General features: G+C 64.2%; 28 protein-coding genes. 19 read left to right on the top strand and 9 right to left on the bottom strand.

Annotated elements, in window-relative coordinates; translation table 11 throughout:
- Positions 1–2: 2 nt before the first annotated feature.
- Positions 3–290 carry a hypothetical protein gene (locus BLQ91_RS30180; RefSeq protein WP_090102283.1) on the bottom strand — a complete coding sequence of 96 codons (288 nt, stop codon included), beginning with the start codon at positions 288–290 and terminating at the stop codon, positions 3–5.
- 63 nt (positions 291–353) lie between these two features.
- On the opposite strand from BLQ91_RS30180, the gene BLQ91_RS30175 reads away from it, so the two are divergent.
- On the top strand, positions 354–1,034 hold the full coding sequence (locus BLQ91_RS30175; RefSeq protein ID WP_176960029.1) for a DUF4241 domain-containing protein: 681 nt from the start codon (positions 354–356) through the stop codon (positions 1,032–1,034).
- Positions 1,035–1,250: 216 nt separating this feature from the next.
- Entirely contained in the window at positions 1,251–1,727 is a 477-nt protein-coding gene (locus BLQ91_RS30170; RefSeq protein WP_218130464.1) for a DUF6328 family protein, read from the top strand.
- On the opposite strand, the gene BLQ91_RS41685 is transcribed toward BLQ91_RS30170, so the two are convergent.
- Positions 1,692–2,387 (bottom strand): hypothetical protein, encoded by a 696-nt coding sequence (locus BLQ91_RS41685; protein ID WP_176960028.1) that lies wholly within the window; start codon positions 2,385–2,387, stop codon positions 1,692–1,694. The genes BLQ91_RS30170 and BLQ91_RS41685 overlap by 36 nt on opposite strands.
- Before the next feature lie 280 nt (positions 2,388–2,667).
- Between BLQ91_RS41685 and BLQ91_RS42225 the strand changes: the two genes are divergently transcribed.
- The 3 genes from BLQ91_RS42225 (at position 2,668) to BLQ91_RS30155 (ending at position 4,943) form a co-directional block, all read left to right on the top strand.
- Positions 2,668–2,937 (top strand): MDR/zinc-dependent alcohol dehydrogenase-like family protein, encoded by a 270-nt coding sequence (locus BLQ91_RS42225; protein ID WP_218130463.1) that lies wholly within the window; start codon positions 2,668–2,670, stop codon positions 2,935–2,937.
- Between the two features lie 102 nt (positions 2,938–3,039).
- On the top strand, positions 3,040–3,270 hold the full coding sequence (locus BLQ91_RS42220; RefSeq protein WP_218130467.1) for a zinc-binding dehydrogenase: 231 nt from the start codon (positions 3,040–3,042) through the stop codon (positions 3,268–3,270).
- 230 nt (positions 3,271–3,500) lie between these two features.
- Positions 3,501–4,943 (top strand): MDR family MFS transporter, encoded by a 1,443-nt coding sequence (locus tag BLQ91_RS30155; protein WP_090102278.1) that lies wholly within the window; start codon positions 3,501–3,503, stop codon positions 4,941–4,943.
- A 459-nt stretch (positions 4,944–5,402) separates the two neighbouring features.
- Here the strand turns inward: BLQ91_RS30155 and BLQ91_RS30150 are convergent, their stop codons facing one another.
- The 3 genes from BLQ91_RS30150 to BLQ91_RS30145 form a co-directional block, all read right to left on the bottom strand.
- A complete protein-coding gene (locus tag BLQ91_RS30150; RefSeq protein WP_090102277.1) occupies positions 5,403–6,134 on the bottom strand; it encodes a DUF7873 family protein in 732 nt (243 codons plus the stop codon).
- 149 nt (positions 6,135–6,283) lie between these two features.
- The gene (locus BLQ91_RS41680) at positions 6,284–6,436 is read right to left on the bottom strand and encodes a hypothetical protein (protein WP_176960027.1); all 153 of its coding nucleotides are present in this window, start codon (positions 6,434–6,436) and stop codon (positions 6,284–6,286) included.
- Between the two features lie 126 nt (positions 6,437–6,562).
- On the bottom strand, positions 6,563–6,994 hold the full coding sequence (locus BLQ91_RS30145) for a hypothetical protein (protein WP_090102548.1): 432 nt from the start codon (positions 6,992–6,994) through the stop codon (positions 6,563–6,565).
- Between the two features lie 690 nt (positions 6,995–7,684).
- Here BLQ91_RS30145 and BLQ91_RS30140 point away from each other — a divergent pair.
- Both BLQ91_RS30140 and BLQ91_RS30135 read left to right on the top strand, forming a co-directional pair.
- Entirely contained in the window at positions 7,685–8,458 is a 774-nt protein-coding gene (locus BLQ91_RS30140; RefSeq protein WP_245733909.1) for a class I SAM-dependent methyltransferase, read from the top strand.
- Between the two features lie 365 nt (positions 8,459–8,823).
- Positions 8,824–9,960 carry a tyrosine-type recombinase/integrase gene (locus tag BLQ91_RS30135; protein ID WP_245733908.1) on the top strand — a complete coding sequence of 379 codons (1,137 nt, stop codon included), beginning with the start codon at positions 8,824–8,826 and terminating at the stop codon, positions 9,958–9,960.
- A 265-nt stretch (positions 9,961–10,225) separates the two neighbouring features.
- Here BLQ91_RS30135 and BLQ91_RS30130 read toward each other — a convergent pair whose 3' ends face one another.
- Entirely contained in the window at positions 10,226–10,585 is a 360-nt protein-coding gene (locus tag BLQ91_RS30130; RefSeq protein ID WP_090102275.1) for a hypothetical protein, read from the bottom strand.
- Positions 10,586–11,087: 502 nt separating this feature from the next.
- Between BLQ91_RS30130 and BLQ91_RS30125 the strand changes: the two genes are divergently transcribed.
- The 4 genes from BLQ91_RS30125 to BLQ91_RS30115 all read left to right on the top strand — a co-directional run bounded on the left by BLQ91_RS30125 (position 11,088) and on the right by BLQ91_RS30115 (position 15,396).
- Positions 11,088–12,212: a dsDNA nuclease domain-containing protein gene (locus tag BLQ91_RS30125; protein ID WP_090102272.1), complete on the top strand. Its 1,125-nt coding sequence runs from the start codon at positions 11,088–11,090 to the stop codon at positions 12,210–12,212.
- A 13-nt stretch (positions 12,213–12,225) separates the two neighbouring features.
- Positions 12,226–12,783 (top strand): hypothetical protein, encoded by a 558-nt coding sequence (locus BLQ91_RS40580; RefSeq protein WP_143022886.1) that lies wholly within the window; start codon positions 12,226–12,228, stop codon positions 12,781–12,783.
- 53 nt (positions 12,784–12,836) lie between these two features.
- Positions 12,837–14,723, top strand: coding sequence for a hypothetical protein (locus BLQ91_RS40575; protein WP_143022885.1), 1,887 nt, complete (start codon positions 12,837–12,839; stop codon positions 14,721–14,723).
- 106 nt (positions 14,724–14,829) lie between these two features.
- Entirely contained in the window at positions 14,830–15,396 is a 567-nt protein-coding gene (locus BLQ91_RS30115) for an HD domain-containing protein (protein WP_090102268.1), read from the top strand.
- Here the strand turns inward: BLQ91_RS30115 and BLQ91_RS30110 are convergent.
- Together BLQ91_RS30110 and BLQ91_RS30105 are read right to left on the bottom strand one after the other, a co-directional pair.
- Entirely contained in the window at positions 15,381–15,854 is a 474-nt protein-coding gene (locus BLQ91_RS30110; RefSeq protein ID WP_090102266.1) for an NUDIX hydrolase, read from the bottom strand. The genes BLQ91_RS30115 and BLQ91_RS30110 overlap by 16 nt on opposite strands.
- Positions 15,855–15,864: 10 nt before the next feature.
- Positions 15,865–16,608 carry a DUF5919 domain-containing protein gene (locus tag BLQ91_RS30105; RefSeq protein WP_090102264.1) on the bottom strand — a complete coding sequence of 248 codons (744 nt, stop codon included), beginning with the start codon at positions 16,606–16,608 and terminating at the stop codon, positions 15,865–15,867.
- 158 nt (positions 16,609–16,766) lie between these two features.
- On the opposite strand from BLQ91_RS30105, the gene BLQ91_RS30100 reads away from it, so the two are divergent.
- The 8 genes from BLQ91_RS30100 to BLQ91_RS30060 all read left to right on the top strand — a co-directional run bounded on the left by BLQ91_RS30100 (position 16,767) and on the right by BLQ91_RS30060 (position 22,807).
- Entirely contained in the window at positions 16,767–17,222 is a 456-nt protein-coding gene (locus tag BLQ91_RS30100) for a hypothetical protein (RefSeq protein WP_090102262.1), read from the top strand.
- 3 nt (positions 17,223–17,225) lie between these two features.
- Entirely contained in the window at positions 17,226–17,426 is a 201-nt protein-coding gene (locus BLQ91_RS30095) for a hypothetical protein (protein WP_065915786.1), read from the top strand.
- The gene (locus BLQ91_RS30090; protein WP_143022884.1) at positions 17,426–17,686 is read left to right on the top strand and encodes a hypothetical protein; all 261 of its coding nucleotides are present in this window, start codon (positions 17,426–17,428) and stop codon (positions 17,684–17,686) included. Before BLQ91_RS30095 ends, BLQ91_RS30090 begins: the two co-directional genes overlap by 1 nt.
- The gene (locus BLQ91_RS30085; protein ID WP_245733906.1) at positions 17,673–17,933 is read left to right on the top strand and encodes an AMED_5909 family protein; all 261 of its coding nucleotides are present in this window, start codon (positions 17,673–17,675) and stop codon (positions 17,931–17,933) included. Before BLQ91_RS30090 ends, BLQ91_RS30085 begins: the two co-directional genes overlap by 14 nt.
- Before the next feature lie 304 nt (positions 17,934–18,237).
- Positions 18,238–19,815 (top strand): FtsK/SpoIIIE domain-containing protein, encoded by a 1,578-nt coding sequence (locus BLQ91_RS30075; protein WP_342670675.1) that lies wholly within the window; start codon positions 18,238–18,240, stop codon positions 19,813–19,815.
- Between the two features lie 26 nt (positions 19,816–19,841).
- Positions 19,842–21,416 carry a replication initiator gene (locus tag BLQ91_RS30070; protein ID WP_090102545.1) on the top strand — a complete coding sequence of 525 codons (1,575 nt, stop codon included), beginning with the start codon at positions 19,842–19,844 and terminating at the stop codon, positions 21,414–21,416.
- 15 nt (positions 21,417–21,431) lie between these two features.
- Entirely contained in the window at positions 21,432–21,626 is a 195-nt protein-coding gene (locus BLQ91_RS30065; RefSeq protein ID WP_090102250.1) for a helix-turn-helix domain-containing protein, read from the top strand.
- Between the two features lie 230 nt (positions 21,627–21,856).
- Positions 21,857–22,807, top strand: coding sequence for a tyrosine-type recombinase/integrase (locus tag BLQ91_RS30060; RefSeq protein WP_425412561.1), 951 nt, complete (start codon positions 21,857–21,859; stop codon positions 22,805–22,807).
- A 295-nt stretch (positions 22,808–23,102) separates the two neighbouring features.
- Here BLQ91_RS30060 and BLQ91_RS30055 read toward each other — a convergent pair whose 3' ends face one another.
- Complete coding sequence (locus BLQ91_RS30055; RefSeq protein ID WP_143022883.1) at positions 23,103–24,185, bottom strand: ScoMcrA-related endonuclease; 1,083 nt, start codon at positions 24,183–24,185, stop codon at positions 23,103–23,105.
- Between the last annotated feature and the right edge of the window lie 326 nt (positions 24,186–24,511).

The raw sequence follows: 24,511 nt of genomic DNA, 5'->3' as shown, positions 1-24,511 counted from the left end.
GGTTACGGCACTGACCTGCCGCGATCTTCACCGAACGTGACCGCGATCGCGTAGTGGGTCTCCCGGTCGGATGTCACCAGCCGGATCGTGGCCACGGTGGGCGACGACCGGATCGTCCGCGTCGCGATCGCAGGGAAGGCGGTGCCGCCGGGCAACGACTCGGTGGCCGCGGTCACGACGATGTCGACTTGCTGTCGGGTGATGTCGCCCGGCACCAGCCCGATCTCCGTGCTGACCAGCGTGGCAGCGGATCCGTTGCGGCGGCGGGGGTCTCCGCGGACGGCGAACACCCCCGGTGCCCCGATCGGGTGTCGGAGGCTTCTGCCAACATGCCTCTGGAGGTGGTCGACGGCATGGGGGCGGTTGCACTGATCAGGTCCGGGTTCGAGCGGTTCTTCGTGGACGGGCCCGTGGGCAGGCCCACCGGCGGCGGTGAACAGCAGGTCGTCACCGTCCAGCAGGCCGGTGAGCTGGCCCTGCCGACCGGCAGGCTGGTGGCGGCGGACCCGTTCGTGTTGTGGCCGGAGGACGCGGAGGCGTTCACCGACGAGGTCGAGCCGGGCAGCTACCCGGTGTCGGTTTCGCTGGTGTCGTACCTCGACGGCGACGGGGTGCCCGACCTGCGCCAGGGTTACCGCGTCGCGGCGGCGAAGGTGACGGTGCGGGACGAACCCGCGTACTCGTGGCGACCGGCGGTCCTGCCCGGTGAGCACGTGCCGATGCTCCCGGTGATGCCGGAGTTCGGCTACGAGGTGAAGTCGAGCACCGGTGCGTTCTTCGACCTGTCCGCCGCCCCGGCGCTCGACCGGCTGGCGAGCGACGACGAGGCGGGCGACTGCGCCCTGATCGACGCCCTGAACGCGGTCGGCGGTGGGCGCGGCCCGGCCACCGTGACCGACCCCCGGACCGGGCTGAACGTCGTGGCGTTCTCGACCGGCTGGGGCGACGGCGTCTACCCGACCTGGGTGGGCCGCAACACCGCGGGCGACCCGGTGGCGTTCGTGACCGACTTCTTCGTGATCAACAAGTTCTAGTCCGGGGTCCGGAACGGCGCACCCGCCCCGCGAGGCCGACAGCGCCGGGCGGGTGTGCGCGTGTTCGCGGTGCGGCAACGGACGCGCGTGCCGTTCGGTGAGCCGTCAGTCCACAGTGGACACCCCGATGTCGTCGGCGTGGTCAGAACGGCTTCACCCGGCCATTTTGCGTCCGAACGGATGTTTCAACCCCTCCAAGCCGGGTACGTGCGTGGGGTGAGCGAAGCTGAGGAGTCCGACCAACGCAGACTCGCCCGCAACGTGAACGAGCTGATGCAGGAGCTCCGCGTGGCGCAGGCCAGTGTGCAGATCCTGTTCGGCTTCCTGCTCTCCATAGCGTTCACCGAGAAGTACGTCTCCATCGGTTCGCACATCCGCATCACCCACCTGGTCACGGTGCTGTGCGCCGCGGTGGCCGTCGCGTTCCTCACCGCTCCCGCCGCGTGGCACCGCGTGCTGTTCCGGCAGGGCCGCCGCGAGGACGTGGTCAGCCGGGGCAACACGTTCGCGCTCGTCGGACTCGCCTTCCTGGCCCTGGCCATGACCGGCACCGTCCTGCTGCTCGCGGAGATCGTCCTCGGCGGCTGGCCCGCGCTGGTGGTCGGCGGCCTGGCGTTCGCGATCTTCACCGGCCTGTGGTTCGTGCTGCCGTTCGCGTCATCCCAGCGTGCTCAGGACGGCGAGGAGTCCTAGCCCCACAGCCACCGGGACAGCCGTCAGCACGTTCCTCATCGTGAGGCGCGGTTGCTCGCGGATCGTCCTGATCCCCAGCGGCACCAGTGCGACGCACAGCCCGATCGTCCCGATGACCGACAGGACGTCGGTCCCCTTCAGCACGCCGAGCGGCAGCAGTCCCGTCGACGCCAGCGCGACCGCCCTGACCACGCCGAGCACGTCGGCGCGGTGAGCCCCGACCGCCAGCACGAACCAGCCGGACATGATCGTGAAGCTCAGGTAGCTGAACAGGTGCAGCTCCCCGTACCCCTGGGCGACCAGGTCCGTCGCCCGGTCGACCCCGAGGTGCTCCGTAGCGTTGAACGCGGCCTGGTCGACGCCCGCGTGGAACGTCCGCCCGAACAGCCCTACCGTCACGAGGACGCCACCCCAGACCGCCCACCCCGGTCTGCGCTCCGCGATCCTGTGCGCGAGCCAGGCGACCGCGGCCCACAGGACCACGGTGCCCGCCAGGAAGGCCGTGTAGGCCGCGCGCACCAACGCCGGGTGCTCGGCCACCGCGCGCAACTGGTCGGGGAAGAAGAAGTGGAACGGGGAGCGCAACAGCGTTCCCGCCACCAGCAACACCGGGCCGGCGACCAGTGCCGTGCCACCGACCCACCCGTTCGGAAACCTCATGCCGGACGACGTTGTCACCGCCGCGCGTCCGGCGGATCGGCCCGCGGTCCGAGGTGGCCATCGGCCCGTGGTCCGACCCCCAGGTGGCACCCCGCTTTCTCCCTGATTCCCGGATCCGTTGCTCCGCAACGGATCCGGCCGTCCCTACCGTCGTCGCACGAGAGCCGCCGTGCACACGAGCTTCGGTCCGCCCGACGTCGTCCAGGTGGTGGAGAAGCCGGTTCCGGTGTGACGCGGTTCCGCCCCGGGCGACCGGGTCTTCGGGTTCACCGGCTTCTCGGTGGGCGGCCATGCCGAGTACGTCCGCCTCCCCGCCGAGGGCTCGTTGTGCCGGAAGCCGGAGAGCGAGACCTTCGCCGAAGCCGCCGCAGCCGCGGACGGCGCCACGACGGCGTTGTTCTTCCTGCGCGACAAGGCCGGTGTCCGGCCGGGGCAGCGGGTGCTGGTCAACGGCGCCTCCGGGAGCATCGGCACCCACGCCGTCCAGTGGCCAAGCATCTCGGTGCCGTGGTCACCGCCGTCTGCGGCCCGTCGAACGTCGAGATGGTGAGGTCCCTGGGCGCCGACGAGGTGGTCGGCTACACGGAGCGCGACTTCACCGTTGACCTGGCACCTATGACGTCGTGTTCGACACGGTGACCACACCACCGGTCTGGCGAACAACCTCTGGGCGCTGGGGACGGCGTTCCTCGGCAAGCGCGTCGTCGCCGGCATGTTCGTGGACAAACGGGCGGCCCTGCGGTTCATCAGCGCGCTGCTCGAGTCCGGCGAACTGCGCGTCGTCATCGACCGCACATATCCACTGAGTGACATCGCCGCAGCACACCGTTACATCGATGCCGGTCACAAGCGCGGCAACGTCGTGATAGCGGTCACTTCTTGAAGGCCGGTCGGATCCGTGTCGATTCCCGCTCTTGCTGTTCGACGTGCCGGTAGACGGGCAAGAACCTGATCCGCCGGGAGCGGAAATCAGGTGAGACCGCCGCGGAGATGAGGAACACTCGGGCTCATCGATGAGTTCCACCTGATCTGCCGGTCTCCACCGGTGTCACGGGTGACGCCGGCGGCCTTGGCCGCGACGCGACTGCCAGAAACCTAGTGAGGGTCCCTGACATGACTGCTGCGATCCAAGACCGACCGGCCGCGAAAGCGGGCGGGACACCCCTGGTCGTGCGCCTGCTGGTGCTGGCCACGTTCGTCGTGATCCTCAACGAGACGCTGATGATCAACGCGATCCCGCGCCTCATGGAGTCGATGCACGTCACCGAACAGGCCGCCCAGTGGGTGTCGACCGCGTTCATGCTCACCATGGCCGCCGTCATCCCGGTGACCGGCTGGTTCATGCAGCGCGTCACCACCCGCCAGAGCTACGCGATCGCGATGGGCGTCTTCATCGCCGGAACCGCGATCTCCGCCGTCGCGCCGTCGCTCCCGGTCCTGCTCCTCGGCCGCGTCGTGCAGGCAGCGGGCACCGCCGTGATGTTGCCGCTGCTGATGACGACGCTGATGACCGTCGTACCCGAACGGGACCGCGGCCGGGTCATGGGCAGCGTGACGCTGGCGATCTCCGTGGCGCCGGCCCTCGGCCCGGCCATCTCCGGCCTGATCCTGCAGCTGGGTTCGTGGCGCCTGCTGTTCGTGGCGGTCCTCCCGATCGCCGGCGCGGTGACCTACTTCGGCCTGCGGCAGCTCAAGAACATCGGTGAGCCCGAGGTCAGCTCGCTGGACTGGCTGAGCGCGGTCATGGCCGCCCTCGGCTTCGGCGGCCTGGTCTACGGCCTGAGCCTCTTCGGCGAACGCGACGCCCACCTCGGCCCCACCCTCGGCATCGTCCTCGCCGGCGCGGCCACCGTCACGTTCTTCGTGGTCCGCCAGCTCAGGCTGCAGCGCACCGGCGCCCCGTTGATGGACCTCCGCACCCTCGGCCACCGCACCTACGGCCTCTCCCTGGCCCTGATGTGCGTCGCGTTCCTGGCGATGATGGGCTCGATGATGCTGCTGCCCCTCTTCCTGCAGAACATCCGGGCGCTCACCCCGCTGCAGACCGGCCTCCTGCTCATGCCCGGCGGCCTCGCCATGGGCCTGCTCGGCCCCACCGTCGGCAAGCTCTACGACCGCTTCGGCAGCCGCCCGCTGGTCCTGCCGGGCTCCATCGGCCTGGTCGCTTCCCTCGCGGGCTTCACCCAGATCTCCATGACCATGCCGTACTGGCAGGTCCTGGGCCTGCACGCCCTGCTGATGGTGAGCCTCGCGGCCATGTTCACCCCGATCTTCACCCTGGGCATGGGCGCCCTCCCGCCGAACCTGTACCCGCACGGCAGCTCGATCCTGGGCACGCTGCAGCAGGTGGCCGCGGCGATGGGCACCGCCCTGGTGGTGACCGTGATGTCCGCCCGAGCGGGTCAGCTGGTCACCGAAGGCGCCACCGAGTCCGCGGCACAGCTGAGCGGCATGCGCCTGGCGTTCGTGGTCGCGACCGCCCTGGCGGTGGTCACCATCGTCGTCGCCGCGCTCCTGCCGAGCAAGACGAGCGACTCCGGCCACGCCGGTCACTGAGACACCACCTCGAGGCCCGGATCTGCTGGTCCGGGGCTTCTTGCTGAGCCGGGAAAGGCAGGTGGGGCCCCGGACATGTCCAGTCCAGGGCCCCGGGTTGCCGCCCATTTGCGCACACCAGCGACTTTTAAGAGCCGGATCAGTCCTTAGGTCGCCGCGCTCTTCCGTTGAGCTACGGCCGCACGAGAGCGGCCAGCAGGATTCGAACCTGCACCTCGGCGAGTCTTGTCCGTGCTCGGGCGATCTGGCGTTCGGCGGAAATGCTGAACCTGGAGCGAGAGTCTGAGCTTGATCCCGGCTTGCCTCTGCCGATTGGGCCACCCCGGCCTGCAAGTGCCGGGAGAGGGATTCGAACCCCCACTTTTCACCGAGTGGTTCAGGCTGACGTTCAGTTTCAGCTTTCACGCTCCCACGTGGGGGGAGCGCACCCCCGCGCTCCAGCGGGGGAGTCTGTGGACGCTACCGGAACAGGTAGTCGAAGACCACGTCACCGACGCGCTGGTCGGTGATTTCGAGGCTGTTGGCTTCCTCCCGGGCGAACTTCACCGCGTGCTGCAGCTTCTCCACCCGGTCGACGAGCTCGTTGACCCGCCGGGCCGGCAGCGCACCCGAGAACTTCACCGTGGTCCAGTACCCCACCGGGATGTCCTCGTAGTACACCTCGACCTGCGCCGGGTGCTTCTCCGTCGCCTCGGCCTTGACGTGGTTGCGCGGCACCTTCTTGGTGCGGATCGTCCGAACCTGCTCGGTGCGCCAGTAATCGGCGGACTCGTCGAAGCTCCAGTCCTCCGCCGCGTCGAGCAAGGGCAGCTTCTTCACGAACGTGTGCAGGTCCGTCAGCTGCTTTTCGAGGAACAGCAGGTACGACACGGGCACGTCACGCAGCAACGTCCGCCCGTCGACCACCACGTCGGCCTTCGCAACGCAGTTGGCCCAGTCCTTGGTCGCCGTGACGTCGAAGAGCCGGGTCATCACGGCCGCGGTCTTGCGCAGCACGTCCTCGGCCTTCACCTGCACGCGGGTGGACTCCGGCGGCAACACCTCGCCGTCCTCGTCCTTCGGCTGGTACGTCCGGGAGATACCGGCCAGCAACGCGGGCTTCTGCAGCCCGTGGTGCGCGTCGGTGAGGTCCCGAAGCGTGCCCCCTTTGACACTCTTCTCCACCGCGATGATCTGGTTCAGCTTCGTCATGCCGCACCCCCCTTTTGGTCCAGCGCACCGTACTTGGCGCACACCCGCGCTCGCACGCGATTTCACCAACGGGTTCACTCGTCGCACAGATGCGGTCGTGTACCGAGCACTGTGGACTGTCACTTCAGAAGCAGGCCGTTCGGCCGTCTTCACATTTGCACGTCGGGATGCCGTTCCTCGTTCGGTAGGACCTGGTCGATCCATGCGAGCAACGGGGGCAGCACCTTGTCGGAGTTGAAGCCCCCGATCCGCAAAGCGCTGTAGTCCGCCTGACCGTCGCGCTGCTCGTCTCGCCGCGTCACCTCGTCCACGAGATCCAGTACCTGCTGATCGCGCCCACCGCGCCTTCCTCGAAGGAGGCCAGTTCGGTGGCTGCGGCGTATCAGTGATCTTCCGAAGCGCTCGACGTCTATCGACGTCGCGTCAGGTCAAAGCCAATCATGATCTTGGTTCTTCTGGCCTGCGCCGATTTCCTCCGGTACCCCGGCCCGACCGGCAGTTCCAGTCTGGCGGCTGGTGTGACCATCCGTCCGGTACTCGTCCACGAGGTCGAAGAACAGGACGAGTGGGTCTTCCGTGCCGGCGTTCTCGGTGATGGCTTGAGCCCACCCGCATGACATGCTCCAACCGAACCGGGCGTGGAGCCATTCGCCGAACGGACCGCCGGGGTTGAGGTGAAACGATTCGTTGACGCCATGAACTTCGAGCGCAACGCCGTAGCCCAAGAGGATGGTTTCCAGGTCGCGGAGCTGGCGTCCGCGGATCCACATGCCCGGCCTCAGCCGAACCTGATCGAGGACGCTCCAGACGTCCGTGCACTCGGCTGGCGACACGAGTCCAGGGCGGTCGCTTGCGGTCATGAGCCGGATCCTACGAAGCACCGCCATGTTGAACGGTGGCAAGGCGACGTAGCCATCGCGGCAGTCAGACACCGTACGCAGCCGACCTGGGGTGACCGTGCTGGCGCATGTCGGAAACCGGGAACGACGCCAGGCTCGGATCGGGTGGAACTTCCAAGTGAAACCTCCAGGTCTGTGACCTGGGGTTTGGTGGGCCGCCAGGGCCTCGAACCCTGAAACCTGAAAATTTCCGGAAGTCGATCGGCGTTGTTCGCTGATCTTCGCCGACAGTGCTCGCTACCTGCACGGATGTGGTCTTGAACTGAGCACTATGGACAGTCGCTTCTCGACGCTTGCCGTCGTTTTCTGAGACTAAAGTGTGCCGTCGATCTTGGTCATCTGATCGCCCGCACCTCTGCCATCATCCCGACATTGAGCCTAGAACGCGGCCGGTGGCGCTGGGTCAAGGTACTCGTTCCAGCCTTGACCCAGCGCCGCTGTCGCCTGCCAGCGTTATGGGACCACCACGTTGCTAGTCGTGGGACCACCGACGGCAGCGCAGAAGTGGAACAGGTTATCGCGCTGACGATTGGCGAACGGGGCGTTCCCGTACGACCGAAATGCGGCATGCGCGGACGCGTTGCCCTTGCGAAAACCATTGGTGACCGACTTGCTCCGCTGATGTACTGATGGTCACCGTGAGTCTGCCGCGTGACGGAGGTAGTAGTTGTGAGTGCCTATAACGCGCTTGCCGAGGTGTACGAGTGGCTCATCTCAGATGCAAAGCTGACTCCGGCCGAGTTCGCTTCGTCGTTCGATGACGTCCTCAGTCTCCTGCCGTCGAACGCTCACGTCCTCGATTGTTCGTGCGGGACCGGACAGTTGGCGGTTGGCCTCGCGGGTCTTGGCATGCACGTTGTCGCAACTGACGCCAGCGAAGCGATGGTTCGTCGGACTGCGGAGTTGTCTGAGGAGTTCAGGGCATCTGTCCGGACAGTGCAGGCGGACTGGCAGGAGTTGCCCGACCATTTCGATGACGACACCTTCGACATGGTGTTCTGCGTTGGCAACTCGCTGCACCATGCCGAGGGCGCGCGAGGCAGAGTTGCTGCTCTGGAGTCGATGTCACGGCTTCTGCGCCGTGGCGGGCGCTTGGTACTCACCTCCCGCACTTGGGAACTCGTGAGGGCCAGAGGTTCCCGGCTGGACATCAGTGACCGACTCGTTCGCCGGAACGGTCGCAATGCCGTCGTGGTCTACCGCTGGGACATCGCGCCGAACTGGGAGGACGAGCACCACATCGAGATTGCGGTCGCGCAAGTGGATACGGCTGGGTCGGTTCTTGCCCGCTCGGAACTGCTGTCGAGCTGGCCCTACCGATACGAAGAACTCGAAGTCGAGTTGCACCGGGTCGGGCTCCAGACGGAAATGAGTACGTTCAACCTTGAGGCTGAGAACTACATGGTGGTGGCGAGCAAGGTATAGACACGGGCTCTCAGTCCGTGGTCGGGCCGCAGTTGCAAACAGGAGGCTTGCGTCCTCTCATTGGCATTTCCGGACGTTTGGGTTGCCGTCGCCGTGACCGGGCTAACGCAGATCTGGAACCTGTTCCCTCAGCGGATCACCTGCAGTCGATGGTTCCACGACGGTGGCAACGACAGTCGCCGGCCGTTGTCATGCTCGCGGCGTCGGGGTGGCTCGGTCTGGTGCTCGTTCAGCGTTTCCGCAGCTTCGTCCCGGCCCTGATGCGATGGCAAGGCGGCGCGGCCGTCGCGGCAGTCGAGCGCCGTGTCCAACGGCCCGTGGTGGCCCACTGGCGCTCGTAGGGAGCTGCTGGACGACTCAGCTCTATGGGTGAGCTCGTCGGCTGGAGTAAGGCCGGAGTTGCGGCGCGCAGCGCCGCCCGGCCGACCGGCGCAGCGAAGCGGATGCCGGGAGTGCCGGGATGGATGTTGTCCGCCGGAAAGACCGGGACGCGCCGCCAGCGGCGGCGCCTTGAGGAAGCTGCGGCGCTGTGGTTCGGCAAGTTTCAGGCGCTTGCAGATGCTGGCAAGCGGTCGCCTGACAGCGTCGACACCTACCGCAGCATCCTTGGCCGTCACGTGCTGCCTGGCCTCGGTGAGCTGCGGCTTCGTGAGATGACTGTGGCGCGGATCGACGCGTTCCTCCAGGCGCTGTGGCGGTCGGTCAGCGTCGACACTGCCAAGACGGCCCGTTCGGTGCTCTCCGGGGCGCTGAGGATCGCGGTGAGGGACAAGGCGCTCGACACGAACCGGTTCGGGAGACGGATCGGCTGGAGGCTGGGCGCAAGAAGAGCCCTCGGGCGCTCACGCTGGAAGAGCGGCCTCTTGTGGCTCGAAATGCTGGAGTCAGACGAACAGGCGGTGAAGTGGGACCTTACTGACCTGTCGCGCTTCATGATGGCGACCGGTGTCCGGATCGGCGAGGCGCTGGCCGTCTACTGGGAGGACGTCGACGTCGAGGCGGGCACGGTCGCGGTGAACTACACCGTGATCAGGGCCAAGGGCATCGGGCTGATCCGGAAGTCCACGAAGACGGAGGCCGGAGAACGCACGCTTCCGCTGCCTCGATGGGCGCTGGACATGTTGAAGCGGCGGCGTGCGGTGACGCTCTTCCCGAACGGGCCGGTCTTCCCGAGCAGCCTCGGCGGCCTGCGGGACCCTTCGAACGTTCGGAGGGACCTCCGCAAGGCTCGCGGCGGCGAAGAGTTCGCGTGGGTCACCTCGCACGTCTTCCGGAAGACGGCGGCGACCATCCTCGATGAAGCAGGCCTCTCGGCGCGCCTGGTCGCGGACCAACTCGGGCACGCCCGGCCCTCGATGACGCAGGACGTCTACTTCGCCCGCAAGGTGGTCGACAAGAGGACTGCTGATGCTCTGGAGAGCGCGTTCGGCACGCCGAAACGGGACGCTGACGAGGGAGAAGAGGACCAGGTCAAGGACGGCCCGCCTGATGCCGCAGCTTGAGAGTCAGAGGGGTAAAGCGTGCCAAATGTGTGCCAGCGATCTTGAAATGCGAAACCCCCAGGCCTGTGACCTGGGGGTTTAGTGGGCCGCCAGGGACTCGAACCCTGAACCCGAAGAGTAAGAGCACTTGCTTGGCGTCGTTTGTCGATCTTCCTCGACAGTGCTCGCTACCTGCGCAGATGCGGTCTTGATCTGAGCACTGTGGACAGTCGCTTCTCGACGTTTGCCGTCGTTTTGTGAGAGTAAAGTGTGGGTTGATCTTGGTCTACACGCTTCTAAGGCTGTCGATCTGAGGATCGAAGCAAACGAGTCCCATCGATGTGGCGAGCTGCGCCGCGAAGGCCGAAGCCTCGTCCGCCATGCTGTAGCGCATCGGGAAGTAGATCAGCGGGCCTCTTGCCTCCCCGATGAGTGGGCTTGTCGACCAGGGTGAGGTGTCGTCATCGTCCTCGCTCAGGTCTGGCCAACGATCCAGCAGTGCAGCGACGTACTTTTTGATTAGCGGCGTCGGAGCATGCTCGACGTCGGAGTAGACGTAGCGCTCGTACAAGTCGTCGAGCGCCGTTCGGGCAGCTGCGTCGTCCGCGGGACGAGCGCCCTCCCACACGGCAAGGTCGTAGGACATACCGCCAGATTGACACGGCACCCTGACAGACCTGCCCGTTCGCGCGGCCTGGCTTGTTGAGGACCTGCGACGTTGGCCGGCCTGGCCTCTGCTGGCCGTTGCCCGGCACGTGGATGTCGACTGCCCTATTCGGTGGCAAGGCGGCGCAGCCGTCGCGGCAGTCGAGCGCCGTGCCCAGCCAGCTCGTGGTGACCGTGCTGGCGCTCGTCGGGAGTCGGGGACGAATCGGGCTCGATCGTGCGCGCCGTGAGCTGATGTCTGAGGTCCGGCGCGCAGCGCCGCCCGGCCGACCGGCGCAGCGAAGCGGATGCCGGGAGTGCCGGGATGGATGTTGGTGCAGCGCCAGACCGCACGCGCCGCCAGCGGCGGCGCCTTGATCCTGTAGAGCTTAATTCAGCAGAAAGGATGTACACAGCATGGCGTCTAGCTAGGTAACGTTCTTGGCCACGATGCGATGACCTTGGAAGTTGGTTCATCGCGGGTTGCTTGCGTATAGGAAGGCGTGGCCAGGCTAGTTGGCGTTGCGGACGTATGGGGGGAGCTGACTTTGATACCTGGCGATGGTGGCCGGCGGAGTCGTCGAGGCTTTGCCTACCAGGATGCTGTGACACTCCTGGCCTGCCTTGATATGGAAAAGCTTGGTCATACACGTATCTCCTGGGAAGACCTGGAAGACATCCAGTGCGCCAGGGGGGACGTGCCGATTTACAAGCAAGTAAAAACGCAAGAGGGCGCTCAAACGCGTTTCAGTATTGCCTCGATCTGCAGGGCAGAGAAGAACAAGGATCCACACACCAGTATCCTCGGGAAGCTATTTTCGGGGAAACCGCTTCCTGATGGGGCGTCGTTTGTCCTTGTTGTGAACGAAACTCCGGGTGCTGATCTCTACTGTTTCGTGTCTGCCAACGACGGTAGAGATAGGTCCTATCTAGAAGACCACAAAAGGGACATAGTAACCCGTTTGGATGGTCTCACTGTTTCGGACGGGCGAGACCTGGCGTGGTGCGCCGACCGGTTCGAGGTAGAGATACGCCAACGAGACATCGAAGATGTTGAGAATGACGCACTTCGAAAACTTGAGCCGCATGCAGTAGGTATGCTTAGAGCTGCGCCGCTGATATCAGAGCTCGACAACGCACTCACGGCAATACTGACTTGCATCGCTCGTGAGGCACGAGCGAAAGAAGTTACTACGTGGACTGCTGAAGAATTTCACACGAAGCTGCAGTCTTGTATTTCGAAAGCCATCGGGGTAGGTCAGAACGGCGAACTCCAGCCTCTCATACCCCTGCGAGACAAGCTTGCTCCAGCCGGTGTTTCTGAGGCGGAGGCAGCCAGGATTGCCGATACCATGACGCGCTTTCGGCGCCTCTACAGGTCGTCTGTCGGTCTGCAGCAGGAGACTTTTAACGATCTGTCGGATGACATTCACGCAATCTGTACTGAAGTGATGGCGAAACGACGCGGTGGAGAAATATCTGCTGGCGCGGAGTCGTACATGAAGACTCTTGAGCAAGTGAAGAATCTTCCTCAAGTCATCAGTGGCGAGATACCACTTCGTCACGCGCACGCGTTGCTCTCGGACATCACCGCGCGATGCCAGAATCGATACGCAGATGCCTCGTGAGCTAGGACCGCGGGTGGTTCCTCCCCTGCATCGTCCAATGGACCCAGATGCAAGCTTGGATTTTCATGCTGCGCGACTTCTACTTCTGATAGATCACTGTGGTAGCAATCCCGGTCCGTACATTGATGGTCGTACGAAGCTCGCGAAGCTGGACTTCTTTGTCCGGTATCCGTCATTTCTAAGGCGAGCTCAAGAAGAACTGCGTGAGGCTGATCCATCGATCCGGCCGTTCGAGGTTTGGAACGTGCAGGAAGTGGAAGCTCCGATGATTAGATATCGGTATGGTCCGTGGGATCATCGCTATCGTCAGTTTCTCGCATTCTTGGAATCTCGTAATCTTGTAACAGTAACTCGCACGCATCGACCTGAGCGGGTGAAGTTGACGTCAGCAGGCCGGCGCGCTGCGGAAACTATTGGTGAACGCAGTGAGTTCGCTGTCCTGGTCGACAGATGCACAGCCATGCGGGGAAATCTCGCTGAGATGTCAGGTACCGCGCTGAAAGATCTGATCTATGAGGTCTTCCCGCGTGAGGTTGGCGAGCTTGAGATGCAAGAGGAGATTGTGCCGTGACTGAAAGTGGTTCCACAATCGCCGCGGCACGGTCGGTTCGCGGGATTAGAATTGTGAGTCTTCAGCTGGTTCAACGCACGGGTGAGATTGAAGAGTATAGATTTGATCAATCTTCTTTCACCGTGCTCACGGGGCCACGCAACAGCTCGAAGACTTCAACTCTGAAGTTGATTGATTACTGTCTTGGGGATCGTGACGGCCCGTACTCCGCAGTGGGCCGTTCTATCGCTGACAAGTATCAGGATGTATCCCTAACGATCTCGCTGAACGGTACTCATCGGACGATTCGTCGAAGCTTTGTTAGAGGTGAGTATTCGAAAGTCTTTCTCGATGACGAGTCAGATTTTCCGGTGGAGAATTTTTCAGACTGGATTTACTCTCAGCTTGGATGGCCAAGCCTGCAGATCCCGCTGGGTCGAAACGCTGATACTGCCCAGCAGATGGTTGCTCTTTCATTCCGTACCTTGCTGCGCCATATCTACCGAAAAGAATCGTCTTGGACGGAGTTTGCGAGTAAGGAGTACGATTACTATAGGGTCGCTGTTGTTAACTATTTCCTTGGGCTCGCGCCAAACAAGTATGAGCGTGATGCGCGGGAGTTCAAACTCGCTCAAGCGGAGCGTGATCTAGCGGCGGCTGAAGCTGTCCATCGGGACGTAACGGATAGTACCAATGAGATGATCAGATCGGTCTGTACTCAGCTCGGCCTACCAATTCTGGTGAACGAATCCGGAATTCTGGCTGCTCAGACTGAACTCTCTGATCATCTTGCGGAACTGCATCGGCGTCGTAATGAAATTGTCGGCCAACAGATGTCTGGTGAATCTGAGGGCGATGTTGCCGCCACCGCCGCAGGTTATGATCCTGCGCTGACGCAGAGTTATCAGGACGTTAGTGTCGCCGTGCAGAGGGCTGCCGAATCGATCGCAAGCCTTCGGGTGTTGGTCCAGGAGCACACGCAGTCTCTTTCTCTTGTGGAACTCGATCGGGGTCGATTGGAGAGGCTATCAGGCGCTTTTGAAGTGTTTGATGAGTTGCCTGTGCGTACATGTCCTGCATGTGAGCAGAAAGTTGATGTCAAGCGAGAACATCCCGACGGATCGTGCTATTTGTGTTTCCAGCCGGTTGTCGCGGACTTGCGTAAAAGGAGGGTTGAGCTAGAGCAGAGAGCATTGGACTCAGAAAAAAGAGAAGTTGAAGAGGCCCTTGCCCGATCCCGCTACGACCTAGAGCACGCGATCGAGAGAGAGCAGGCGCTGAAAAGTCGTCAGGCTGAGCTTGCTGGCCTGATCAATGACGTTAGATCTGCTCAGCTTGCGCCGTTTGTTACTGCGCTTGAGGACATTGCCTCAGAGTCAGCCAAGCTGATCCAGCAACGTGCTGCGCTTCCGGCAATATCTCAAGCGCTCGCACGTCAAGGAACCGCTGAGGGGGTTGTAATCGCTGCTCGCAAAGAAGCGGACCGGGCTCAATCAGCTATCCTTGACGATCAGGCTTTTAGGCGTATCGCTGGTGAGAGATGCTCTAAGCTGGCTGACAGAATGAATGAGTTCTTGCGCAATTTCCAAGGCCGCGGGTGGGTTGGAAGTAGCGTCACGATTTCTCAAGATCTAACCTTCTTTGTGGGCACCCGTCCTTGGAATGAGCAGCTCGGCGCAGAAGCTCGCGTCCTTTTCTTTCTTTCTTATAGCTATGCTCTGCTTGCTTTGGAATCGGATATCGGTCAAGACTCTTTCGCCCCAAGCCTCGTCATCCTGGATAATCCGTATCAGCATGATTTGGCGGAAACCGTGGTCAGGGAAAGCTTGGACTTGATCGGTAACCTCGCTTATCGCACCGGGGGGCAGTTGATCACGACGCAATCGCGTCCGGCGGTTGATCTTCGCAGCCCTCATCATGAGATCGAGATGCCAGACGAGTATCTTTTTGATGAGCTTTGAGAACCTTTGATGCGGCTTGGCTGACTAGGATACATGACCTTCTTTCGGCCCCATTGTGTATTCGACATGGTCAGTGGGTCCTGGTGCACATGCGTAGGGTGGCTGCGTGGATCTCGTTTTCTGGGCTACCCAGGTCGTCGCAGATGAGCTCGCAGAGTCGTTGCCTCGTAGGTTCGCTCATGTGCTGGGAGTCGGGCGTAAGGCGCGAATCGCAGCACCTCTGTTCGATCCGAACGAACGAGAACTGCTGGTTGCCTCGGCTTTGCTCCATGACGTCGGCTACGCGCCAAGACTGGCGTATACCGGGTTTCACCCGCTGGACGGGGCAAGCTTCTTGGCTGACGGTCAGGCGAACGGTCGGCTGTGCTCGTTGGTGGCGCACCACTCGTGCGCGTACCGGGAAGCTGAGCTTCGCGGGTTGTCAGCCGAACTCGCGCGCTGGACGGATGAGAGCACGCCTCTGCGTGATGCCCTCTGGTGGGCGGACATGACCACCACGCCAGACGGTGAACCCACGAGCGTGCACGACCGGATCGAGGAGATCCAGAAGCGCTACGGTCCGGAAGACCTAGTGACCTTCTTCATTCGGCAGGCCAAGCCTGAATTGGTTGGTGCGGTCGAGCGCACCGAGGAACGGCTACGAGCGGCGGGAGTCGACTACACCGCGAAGTAGGGCGTCGTGCGCTCCTCGAACCCGTGCTCGATTCGAAGCCGGATGGACGGGTGAACGTTGAGTGAGTCCAGGTCCCCGCGGCTTACCCAGTGAACTTCGCTGGACTCGTCGCTGGTCCGCAGCTCCCCGCCGACCAACCGCGCTCGGAAGCAGATCGAGAACTGCTGTCGCACCTCGCCGTCCGTGTAGGCGATGACGTGCGCGGGGTCGGAGTAGACGCCGATGATGTCGACGGGCTCGACGTCGATCCCGGTCTCTTCCTTGACCTCGCGGGTCACGGTGTGGCCGATGGTCTCGCCGACGTCCTGCGCCCCACCAGGGATCGAGTACAGGTCGTTGTCGGTCCGCCGGATCATCAACAGCCGGCCTTGCTCGTCCTGCACGAACGCCGTCACCGCCACGACGATGTTGGTCGCCTTCGGTGCGTTCGGGTCGTTGTAGTGATCAGTGCGAGCCATGCCTACCTGCCTACCACTTCGGCGGCTTCGCGCCATCCCAGACGCCCTGGAAGCTCTCGGCGTACGTCTCGAACAGGTCGCCCCCGGACAGTCGCCGCAGGTGCAGGACCGGCGCGTGAGCTGCCATGAAGCCGTGCACATGCGTGTTCACGAGCATCTCGTCATCGAAGCGGTAGATCGAGTTGTAGAGCGTCGTCCCGTGAACCCGGATCTCCACGCCGGGCACCTCCGCCAACGGCTTGTAGACCGCGAGAGCGTTCCGGATCTTCGCGCCAAGCGTGGTCTTACCGATGCCCTCTTCTTCGCTGCGGCGCGCGACCTCTCGGCTTGCCGGGTCCCCGAGCAACAGTCGGATCTTGACGCCGCTCTCTGCCTTCTGACGCAGCGTCTTGATCAGGGCTGGGTTGTCCACCAGGAACATGCCGGCGTAGACCAGGATCGAAATGCTGATCTTGGACTGCTCGATCAGGTGTCCCCAGATGTCCTGCGGAACGGCGTGGCGGTGTGCGTAGACCTGCACCACCTCGGACTCGTTGATCTCTTTTTTCTTCTCCGGTGCGACGGCGTCTGGCCAGAGGTAGGTCTCTGTCTCGCGGACCATCGCGGCGATGGCGTGCCGGTGACGCGGGTATGGCGTCCGGTCCTGCGTGATCCACCGTTCGACGGTCTTCGGATCTACGCCGGTTGCCTTCGCGACTTCATCGAAGCCCAAAGTGTTGCGCAGCAACGCATCCCGCAGGCGTTGGTTCGGCATGGCCCACCTTCCGTACAACTAGGGACGACTTCAATGTAGTCGAGACGTCTGTAGTTGTCCTGATGTGTGGTGTTGACGTCCTGCCGGTTCGTCGAAAGTCGTAGGTGTCGGAACGTCGGGGAACGGCCCCGACCGGCACGAACGACAGGAGAACGACGATGGCGATCACAGGTGGGAGCAGGCTCCCGGCGGGTCACGACTTCGTGTTCCCGAGGGGCGCGCTCGTGATGGGCGTCGAGCCGGTGCTCAAGTTCCAGTCGGCCGAGGACCGCGCCAAGGGGCTCCCTGTCGAGCAGGAGGTCGACAAGGACAACGGGCTGCTTGTGTGGTCCGTCCTCGTGATCGACCAGGCGGCGGAGCGCAAGACGGATGCGGCGGTCACGGTCAAGATCTCCGCACCTCACCGGCCCGTTCCGCCCGAGGCGATTCCCGGCACGGACATCCGGCCCGCCGTGTTCGAGGGGCTAACGGTCACGCCGTGGATCGATGACAAGGGCTGCCGTGGTGGCCACGTCGGTGAGCGTCACCGCTGCCGGGCCAAGCTGGGCTACAGCCTGCGCGCCACCGGCATGAAGGCGGCCGTCGCGGCCAAGCCCGCACCCAAGGCGGCGTGATCCGTGGCCGACTTGATGCGCCTGCACCTGACGGCGAACCTGCCGATCCGGGTGGAACCGCTCGTCTTCGCCGGACGGGTTGAGTTCCGGCTGGGCAACGCGTTCCCGGCCGTCCTGGTGGTCGACGCGGAGGCGCTGCCTCGCCTTGCTGAGGCTGTCGCTGAGGGACAGACGGCTCTCGATGCGGCGCGGGGTGGTCAGTGATGGGGTTCAACGCCACCTGTACGCCCGGTCGAGACGCGGGCGCGGCCATGATCCGGGTGACGCCCGAGGTTCCGGCACTGGCCATCTACCTCGACCCGGTGAACATCGCGATCCAGCTCCCGCCGTTCCCCGGTGGCTCGGACGTGCTGATGCGCTTCTGTCGCGAGTTGTCGCGGGAGGCGGCCAAGCTGGCTGATCACCTCGGCAACCAGGAGGGGCGTCACGCGCTCGCGGAGGAGGCTCCCGATGTCCGCGGTTAACGCCATGCACTGGGGCTTGGCGGAACAGGCCCGGACGCTCAGCGAGGCGCACGACGTCTTGAGCAAGCTCCTGCCCAATCCCAAGTCCGCGCCCGAGGTGCTGAGGGACTACTACCTCCGCTCGGCCGCCATCTACGCACGCGTCGCCGAGACCGATCGCAGCCACCACCACGAGGCCATGTACTGGGCGAACCGTGAGCGCGAGAAGGGGGAGGCGATCAAGGTCACGAAGACGGCGAAGAAGTAGCAAAAATCCTCATTGGACAGAGCGCGTGACTTTGCTGGGTCACGTGGCGATGTCGCACGTCTTGTTGTGGCGCAAAGAGAACGTGAGACGCAGGAGCGGAACCCGGCTACCAACCTCGCCGCTCCTGCGTTGTCCACCCAACTCAGGAGTGAACAACGATGAGCGTAGAGCCTGAGCGCATTCGTGCGCTAGACGGGCATCAAATGATCTCCGCCAGGCAGACCGTTTCCACCTACGCCGTGATGCTTGACGGCGGCTCGCTGGAGACGATGGAACTCACGGCGGCACAGGCTCGGGGCTTCGAATGCCTCACCTGTCGGGCGCAGCACACCGCCACTTCGGGAGCGTTCCGGTCTGTTGGACGCATTCCCAGCGTTGGCAACGTCTTCCAGTGTCTCAAGTGCGTTGGCGGTGCGCGATGAAAGGCAACCGATGGGTCGACCCCGCACCGTTCGAGGGCGCACGTCCACGGGTCCCGTGGTGGGTGTGGCTTCCCGGCTGGATCAAGGTTCTGCTCGCGCCGGTCGCGCTGATCTGGCTCGCCGGCCGACTGGCCGTGAAGCTCGTCTTGGTGGCAATCCGGTACCCGGTTGCTGTCACGCCCTGCCTCGGCGGGTACTTCGGGTATCGCCAGTTCGGGCTGTCGCCGCTGGTCCTGGCCTTGCTGTCGCTCGTGTGTGCTCTGACGGTTTGGTACGGCCTCGATCGCGGTTCGTTCCTGCGGTATGGCTGGTACCGCGTCCTGACTGAGTGGCGGCGGCTCACGGTCTACGTGCCGCACTGGCGCACCGTGATGCGGCTGGCAGAGCTGGCCAAGGACAACCGAGGCAGGGAGTACCGCCCGAAGCTGCGCCGCGTCCGGTCGGAGGGCTGGCGGGACAAGGTGCGGGTTCGCATGATCCCAGCTCAGTCTCCAGACCAGTGGGAAGCGCGGCGGGACAACCTGGCGCACTCGTTCAACGCGCGGTCCTGCCGGGTGCGGGTGCTGCGGCCGAGCGTGCTTGAGCTCGACTTCATCCACTCCGATCCGCTGTCGCGTCCGGTCGCGGTGCCGCAGCTCGCCGCAGTCGGGGACGTTGACCTCAAGCGCGTCGTCGTCGGTCGTACCGAGACCGGTAAGCCCTGGCGGCTGAAGCTGCTCGGTTCCCAGGTGCTCGTGGTCGGCGTGCCTGGTGCTGGCAAGGGCTCGGTTCTCTGGTCGATCGTCTGGCAGCTGGCCCCTGCCATCAAGGCTGGCATGGTGCGGCTCGTCGGAATTGACCCCAAGGGCGGCATGGAGCTGGGGCAGTGCCCGGACGCGTTCGAGAAGGTGATCTACGACAACGGGCCGGAAGCTGTTGCCCTGCTTGAGGAAATCGCCGCAGAGGTCAAGGAACGCGCGGCGCGGTATCGGGGCATCCGGCGCTTGTGGGCACGCGGTACGGGTGAGCCGTTCACGGTCCTCATCGTGGACGAGTTGGCGGATCTGATCGCGTACCAGCCGGACCGGAACCTCCGCGAACGTGCGACTCGGGCCGTTCAGACGATCACCTCGCAGGGACGTGCTCCCGGCTACGCCGTGGTCGGCTTGGTCCAAGACCCGCGCAAGGAGGTCGTCTCCTTCCGGCACCTGTTCACCACCCGCGTTGCGCTGCGGCTCGATGAGCCGGTCCAGGTCGACATGGTGCTTGGGGATGGCGTTCGGCAACGTGGCGCGGCTGCTCACGAGATCAGCGAGAACACGCCTGGCGTCGCCTGGCTCAAGGAGGACGGGCAGCGCGAACCGGAGAGGGCGCGGGCCTTCCACGTCACCGACGCGGACTTGGTCGAGCTGGGCGTCTACCTCGCCCCGGCCACCGTGCACGAGTTCCCGACCAGCGGTGAAGGGAGGGCGGCGGCGTGACTGAGTACCTGACTCGTTCGGAGCGGATGAAGCAGCCGGCCGCGCTCGACATCGCTCGGGCCGTCGCTGAGGAGCACGGCGTCTGTGTCCGGCCGTTGGCCAAGGAGCGGATCGACCTCGACACCGGACGCGTCGACATCGTGCCGGTGCCGTGCGGCTCAACAGTCGCGAGTGTCTGCCCTACCTGCGCGGAGAAGAACCGGCGTCTGCGGATGGCGCAGTGTCGCGAGGGCTGGCACCTGACGGAGGAGCCCGACTTCACGCCGGATGCTCCGAGCGACGATCAGCGGGAGCTGACCGCCTACCGGGCTGACCTCGTGAAGGCGTTCCGCCTGGCCCTCGATGAGGGTGACGAGGTTGGAGCGGAGGAGGTCCGGGACGAGGTTGCGGAGGTCGACGCTGAACTTCGGCAACTCGGAGTCCGCGGTTCACTCCCCTCCCTGGAAGTTCCGCTCAAGGCAGCTCGGAAGCGGTCGACCAGGCGGCGGCAGGACGCGCCCAACCTGCCTCGGCGGCCGGTCAGCAAGCGCACCGTGGGCAAGGTCTTCGGGGGCAAATACCAGCCCTCGACGTTCCTCACGCTGACGCTCGACACCTACGGCAAGGTTCGCAGCGACGGCACGCCCGTTGATCCGTCCACGTACAACTACCGGCGTGCTGCTCGGGACGCGGTGCACTTCGCGGCGCTGCTCGATCGGTTCGTCCAGAACCTTCGGCGCTGTGTCGGCTGGGAGGTCCAGTACTTCTCGACGGTCGAGCCACAGCGGCGGTTGGCTCCGCACTGGCACGCGGCGGTTCGGGGATCGATCTCGCGGGCAGAGTTGCGGGCGGTCGCTGAGGCGACGTATCACCAGGTCTGGTGGCCCGAGCATGACGAGATCAAGTACGGCGGCGACAACCTGCCTGTGTGGGACGTCCGGGCCAAGGGCTTCGTTGATCCACAGACGCGGAAGGCCCTGCCTACTTGGGAGGACGCGCTCGACCAGGTGGAGCGGCCCGCACACGTCGCGCGGTTCGGGGTGCAGGTGCACTCCAAGGGCATCCTCGGCGGCACCGAAGAGGCCGGCCGCCACATCGGCTACCTGACGAAGTACCTGACCAAGAGCATCAACGAGTGCTTCGAGGCACAGACGGCCCGCCAGGAGGATCACGCCGAACGCCTCTGCGCTGAGCTCGCGGTCACGCCCTGCTCGCCGCAGTGTCCGATCTGGCTGCTCTACGGCGTCCAGCCTCGCGGGGCTCGGCTGTCCACGGTGCCGGGCAAGTGCAAGGGGAAGGCGCACAAGCGAACCACGCTCGGCGTCGCTGGGCGGCGGGTGCTCGTGTCGCGGAAGTGGTCCGGGAAGTCGCTCGCCGACCACAAGCACGACCGGAAGACGTTCGTTCGGCAACTGCTCGCGGACGTCGGGATCAAGCCCCAGGACCAGCCACAACGGGTCGTCTGGAACAACGTCGAGCCCGGTGACCCGAATGTGCCGCCTCGAGCACACCTGCTGCTGAGTGCTGTCGCTGAGCGGCGGAGGTGGAAGGCCGAATACACGGCTGCGCTGCTCGCATCTGCCGGACCTCCGGGGAGTTCGGCAACTCCGCACGCTGCTTGATCTAAGGGGAACATCATGGAGACACGTCAGTTCGAGCCACTGTGGACAGTCAGTGACGTTGCGGCCTACCTGAACGTTCCGGTGCACACGCTCTACGGCTGGAGGACCAAGAACTACGGACCGCCCGCTCGGCGAGTCGGCAAGCACCTGCGGTACCTGCCGTCCGAGGTGCGGAGCTGGTTCGAGCACCTGCTTGAGGAGGCGGCCTGATGGGGCGTCCACCTCTGGACCTCGGCACATACGGCGCGATCCGTTGCTATGAAACGGGTTCAGGCTGGCGTGCGACCACGAAGTATCGCGACTACGACGGCAAGACGCGCCCGGTTGAGCGGTGGGGGAAGAGCAAGAGTGCCGCAGAGCGGAGCCTCAAGAAGGCGCTCGCCGAGCGAAAGGGACCGTCCGGCAGTTCGCTGACGCGTGAGAGCCGGTTCAAGGAGGCCTTGGACCAGTGGTTCACGAAGTTCCAGGCGCTCGCTGACGCTGGGAAGAGGTCTCCGAGCAGCGTCGACACGTACCGCAGCATCATGGATCGGCATGTGCTTCCGGGCCTCGGTGAGCTGCGGATTCGTGAGATGACCGTGGCGCGGATCGACGCGTTCCTCGGTGCGCTGTGGCGGTCGGTCAGCGTGGACACGGCGAAGACGGCTCGCTCGGTGATCTCAGGTGCCCTGCGGATCGCTGTCCGGGACAAGGCGCTGGATACGAACCCGGTCAGGGAGGCTGAGCCGCTGGAGGCCGGCCGCAAGAAGAGTCCGCGGGCGCTCACGAGGGAAGAACGGGTCCGCTGGCTGGAGATGCTGGAGTCGGATCCCAAGGCCGTGAAGCGGGACCTGCCTGACCTGTCGCGCTTCATGATGGCCACGGGCGTCCGCATCGGTGAGGCGTTGGCCGTCTACTGGGAAGACGTCGACTTCGACGCTGGCACGGTCAACGTGAGCTACACGGTCATCCGGGTCAAGGACATCGGGCTGATCCGGAAGTCGACCAAGACGGAGGCCGGTGAGCGAACGCTCCTGCTCCCACGATGGGCGCTCGACATGCTCCAAAGGAGGCGCAAGACCACCAGCCACCCGAACGGGCCGGTCTTCCCGGACGCCCTCGGCGGGCTCCGCGACCCGTCCAACACCCGGAAGGACCTCCGGAAGGCGAGGGGTGGGGACGAGTTCGCCTGGGTCACCTCGCACGTCTTCCGGAAGACGGCGGCGACCATCCTCGATGAGGCGGGGCTCTCCGCGCGGCAGGTCGCGGACCAGCTCGGCCACGCGCGGCCGTCCATGACGCAGGACACCTACATGGGTCGGAAGCTGGTCGACCGGCGGGCCGCTGACGCCCTGGAGAACGCGCTCGGAGGGCCAAAAGATGATCAAGCAGAAGACGACGAAGTTGAATGACCAGCGGTTTTGTGTGGGTTAAGTGTGGGGAGACCCGGACAAAGCGAAACCCCCAGGCCTGTGACCTGGGGGTTTGGTGGGCCGCCAGGGACTCGAACCCTGAACCCGAAGTTTGGCGATCTTGCTTCGTAGTCCATTGCGGACATTTGTCAATATCTGTTGTGACCTCGGCTTATCCGCTTGGTGGAACCCTCGTCGTGTGCGGCGCTTTGTGGACGTTTGGTGTCATAAACGAGGGGTATGCGGGGGCGATGATCTTGAGTCTTTAGGTGGGGCGACCGTCATGCAGTCACGTTCACGCGCGTTCAAAGTTGCCTTCGGATGTCTCGTAGATACAACCCACTTGGCAACTCGATAGCAGGTCCACCATGTCTTGCCCAGGGTGCTTGGGCAAGAGAACGGCGCGACGCTCGTGGTCGATATACCGGGCATAGTCGAGTACCTGCCCCAATGCAAAGCGGATGTAGTCACGCTCTGCCGACCCCTTGGCCTCTATGAGTTCAGAGCGTTCGAGGTCGAAGAGGTCGATGCGAAGCCGGGTGCGTTCCGACGCGTAGATGACCTTTCCAGTGACCCTGCCTCCGGCCTGCCGCCTCCACTGCTGGTAGCGCTTCATCATCTCGGCTTCTCGGCGGATTGCGACCCGCTCCGCGGCACGCACGGTGGTCCGGAAGCTCGTCGTTCGGTGTGCCTCGACTGGAACGTCGAACACCTTTGGTGCGTTCCCGTCGGGCGTGTGAGGTGGTGGCTGCTGCTGCACGCTGCCGGGCTCGTAGCCGAGCAGTCTTGCGCGGATCTGTGCTGCCTCAGCTCGTAGCTCTGCGGGCCTTGCTAGGAACTCTCGAACTACCTGTGCGGTCAGCTTGCCGCCTCGAGTCGTCGCGCCTTGGTAGTCCGGGTGGCTGGTGGCAATGTCGCCTGCCTTGCGTCCAACCGCGGCCGGATTCCGGAAGTCAGGCCCTTGATCTTCGAACTGGTGGAAAGCAGACGTCTGCAACAACTCAGAGAGCTCGACGATTCGCCAGTCGCGTTCATGGCCTTCGGGCTGCTTCCATCCGTTGGCCTCCACAACTGCGCAGACAAGCAGGATCTCGTCACGAGTCCAGTCAAGCACTGGGAAGTATCGGACCTTGAAGCCGAGATCATCTTCCATCAGCCTCCGGGAAACAGTCGCGTCCCCACCGGAGAAGTCCGCAGGTGCCAGTCCGAGCGCGGAACCGACGATCGCCTTCGAGTCGTAGAGCTGCCCTTCGTACTCAAGGAAGTACGACTTGGCCTTGCTGAACTTGTACTTCTTCAGGAACGCGTGCCTGCCCAGCTCATCGAACTCGGCGATCGCTGCCAGCACACCCTCGCGCGTCAGAGCACTAAGCGTCACGCAGTGGAGGCTAGCTGGACGGTCTGACATTTCCGGCGGCACCGAACTCCGCCGCGGCATCGCCGCCTCTTAAGGAGGGGCCTCGCACCATCCCGTATGACCTGGCTCGTCCCAACCACACGTGTCAAGGGGGCACCTACCGCCTCAACGTGATCATGCGCTGGAACGGCCCCCTTGACGCGTGTGGTTGCCCTCGGGGAGGTCATACGGGATGGTGCGTGCCCCGGCCCACGCTGGAACGTGACGTGCCGGCACTTCCTCGCACCATTTTGGAGACCTGCCCGTCCGGCGAGGACATGTCTTGAAGTCTCCGCGGTTCCCTCCGG

It is taken from the genome of Lentzea jiangxiensis, assembly GCF_900104175.1.
Taxonomy (GTDB): Bacteria; Actinomycetota; Actinomycetes; order Mycobacteriales; family Pseudonocardiaceae; genus Lentzea; species Lentzea jiangxiensis.
This window is presented reverse-complemented; position numbering and strand designations above follow the sequence as displayed.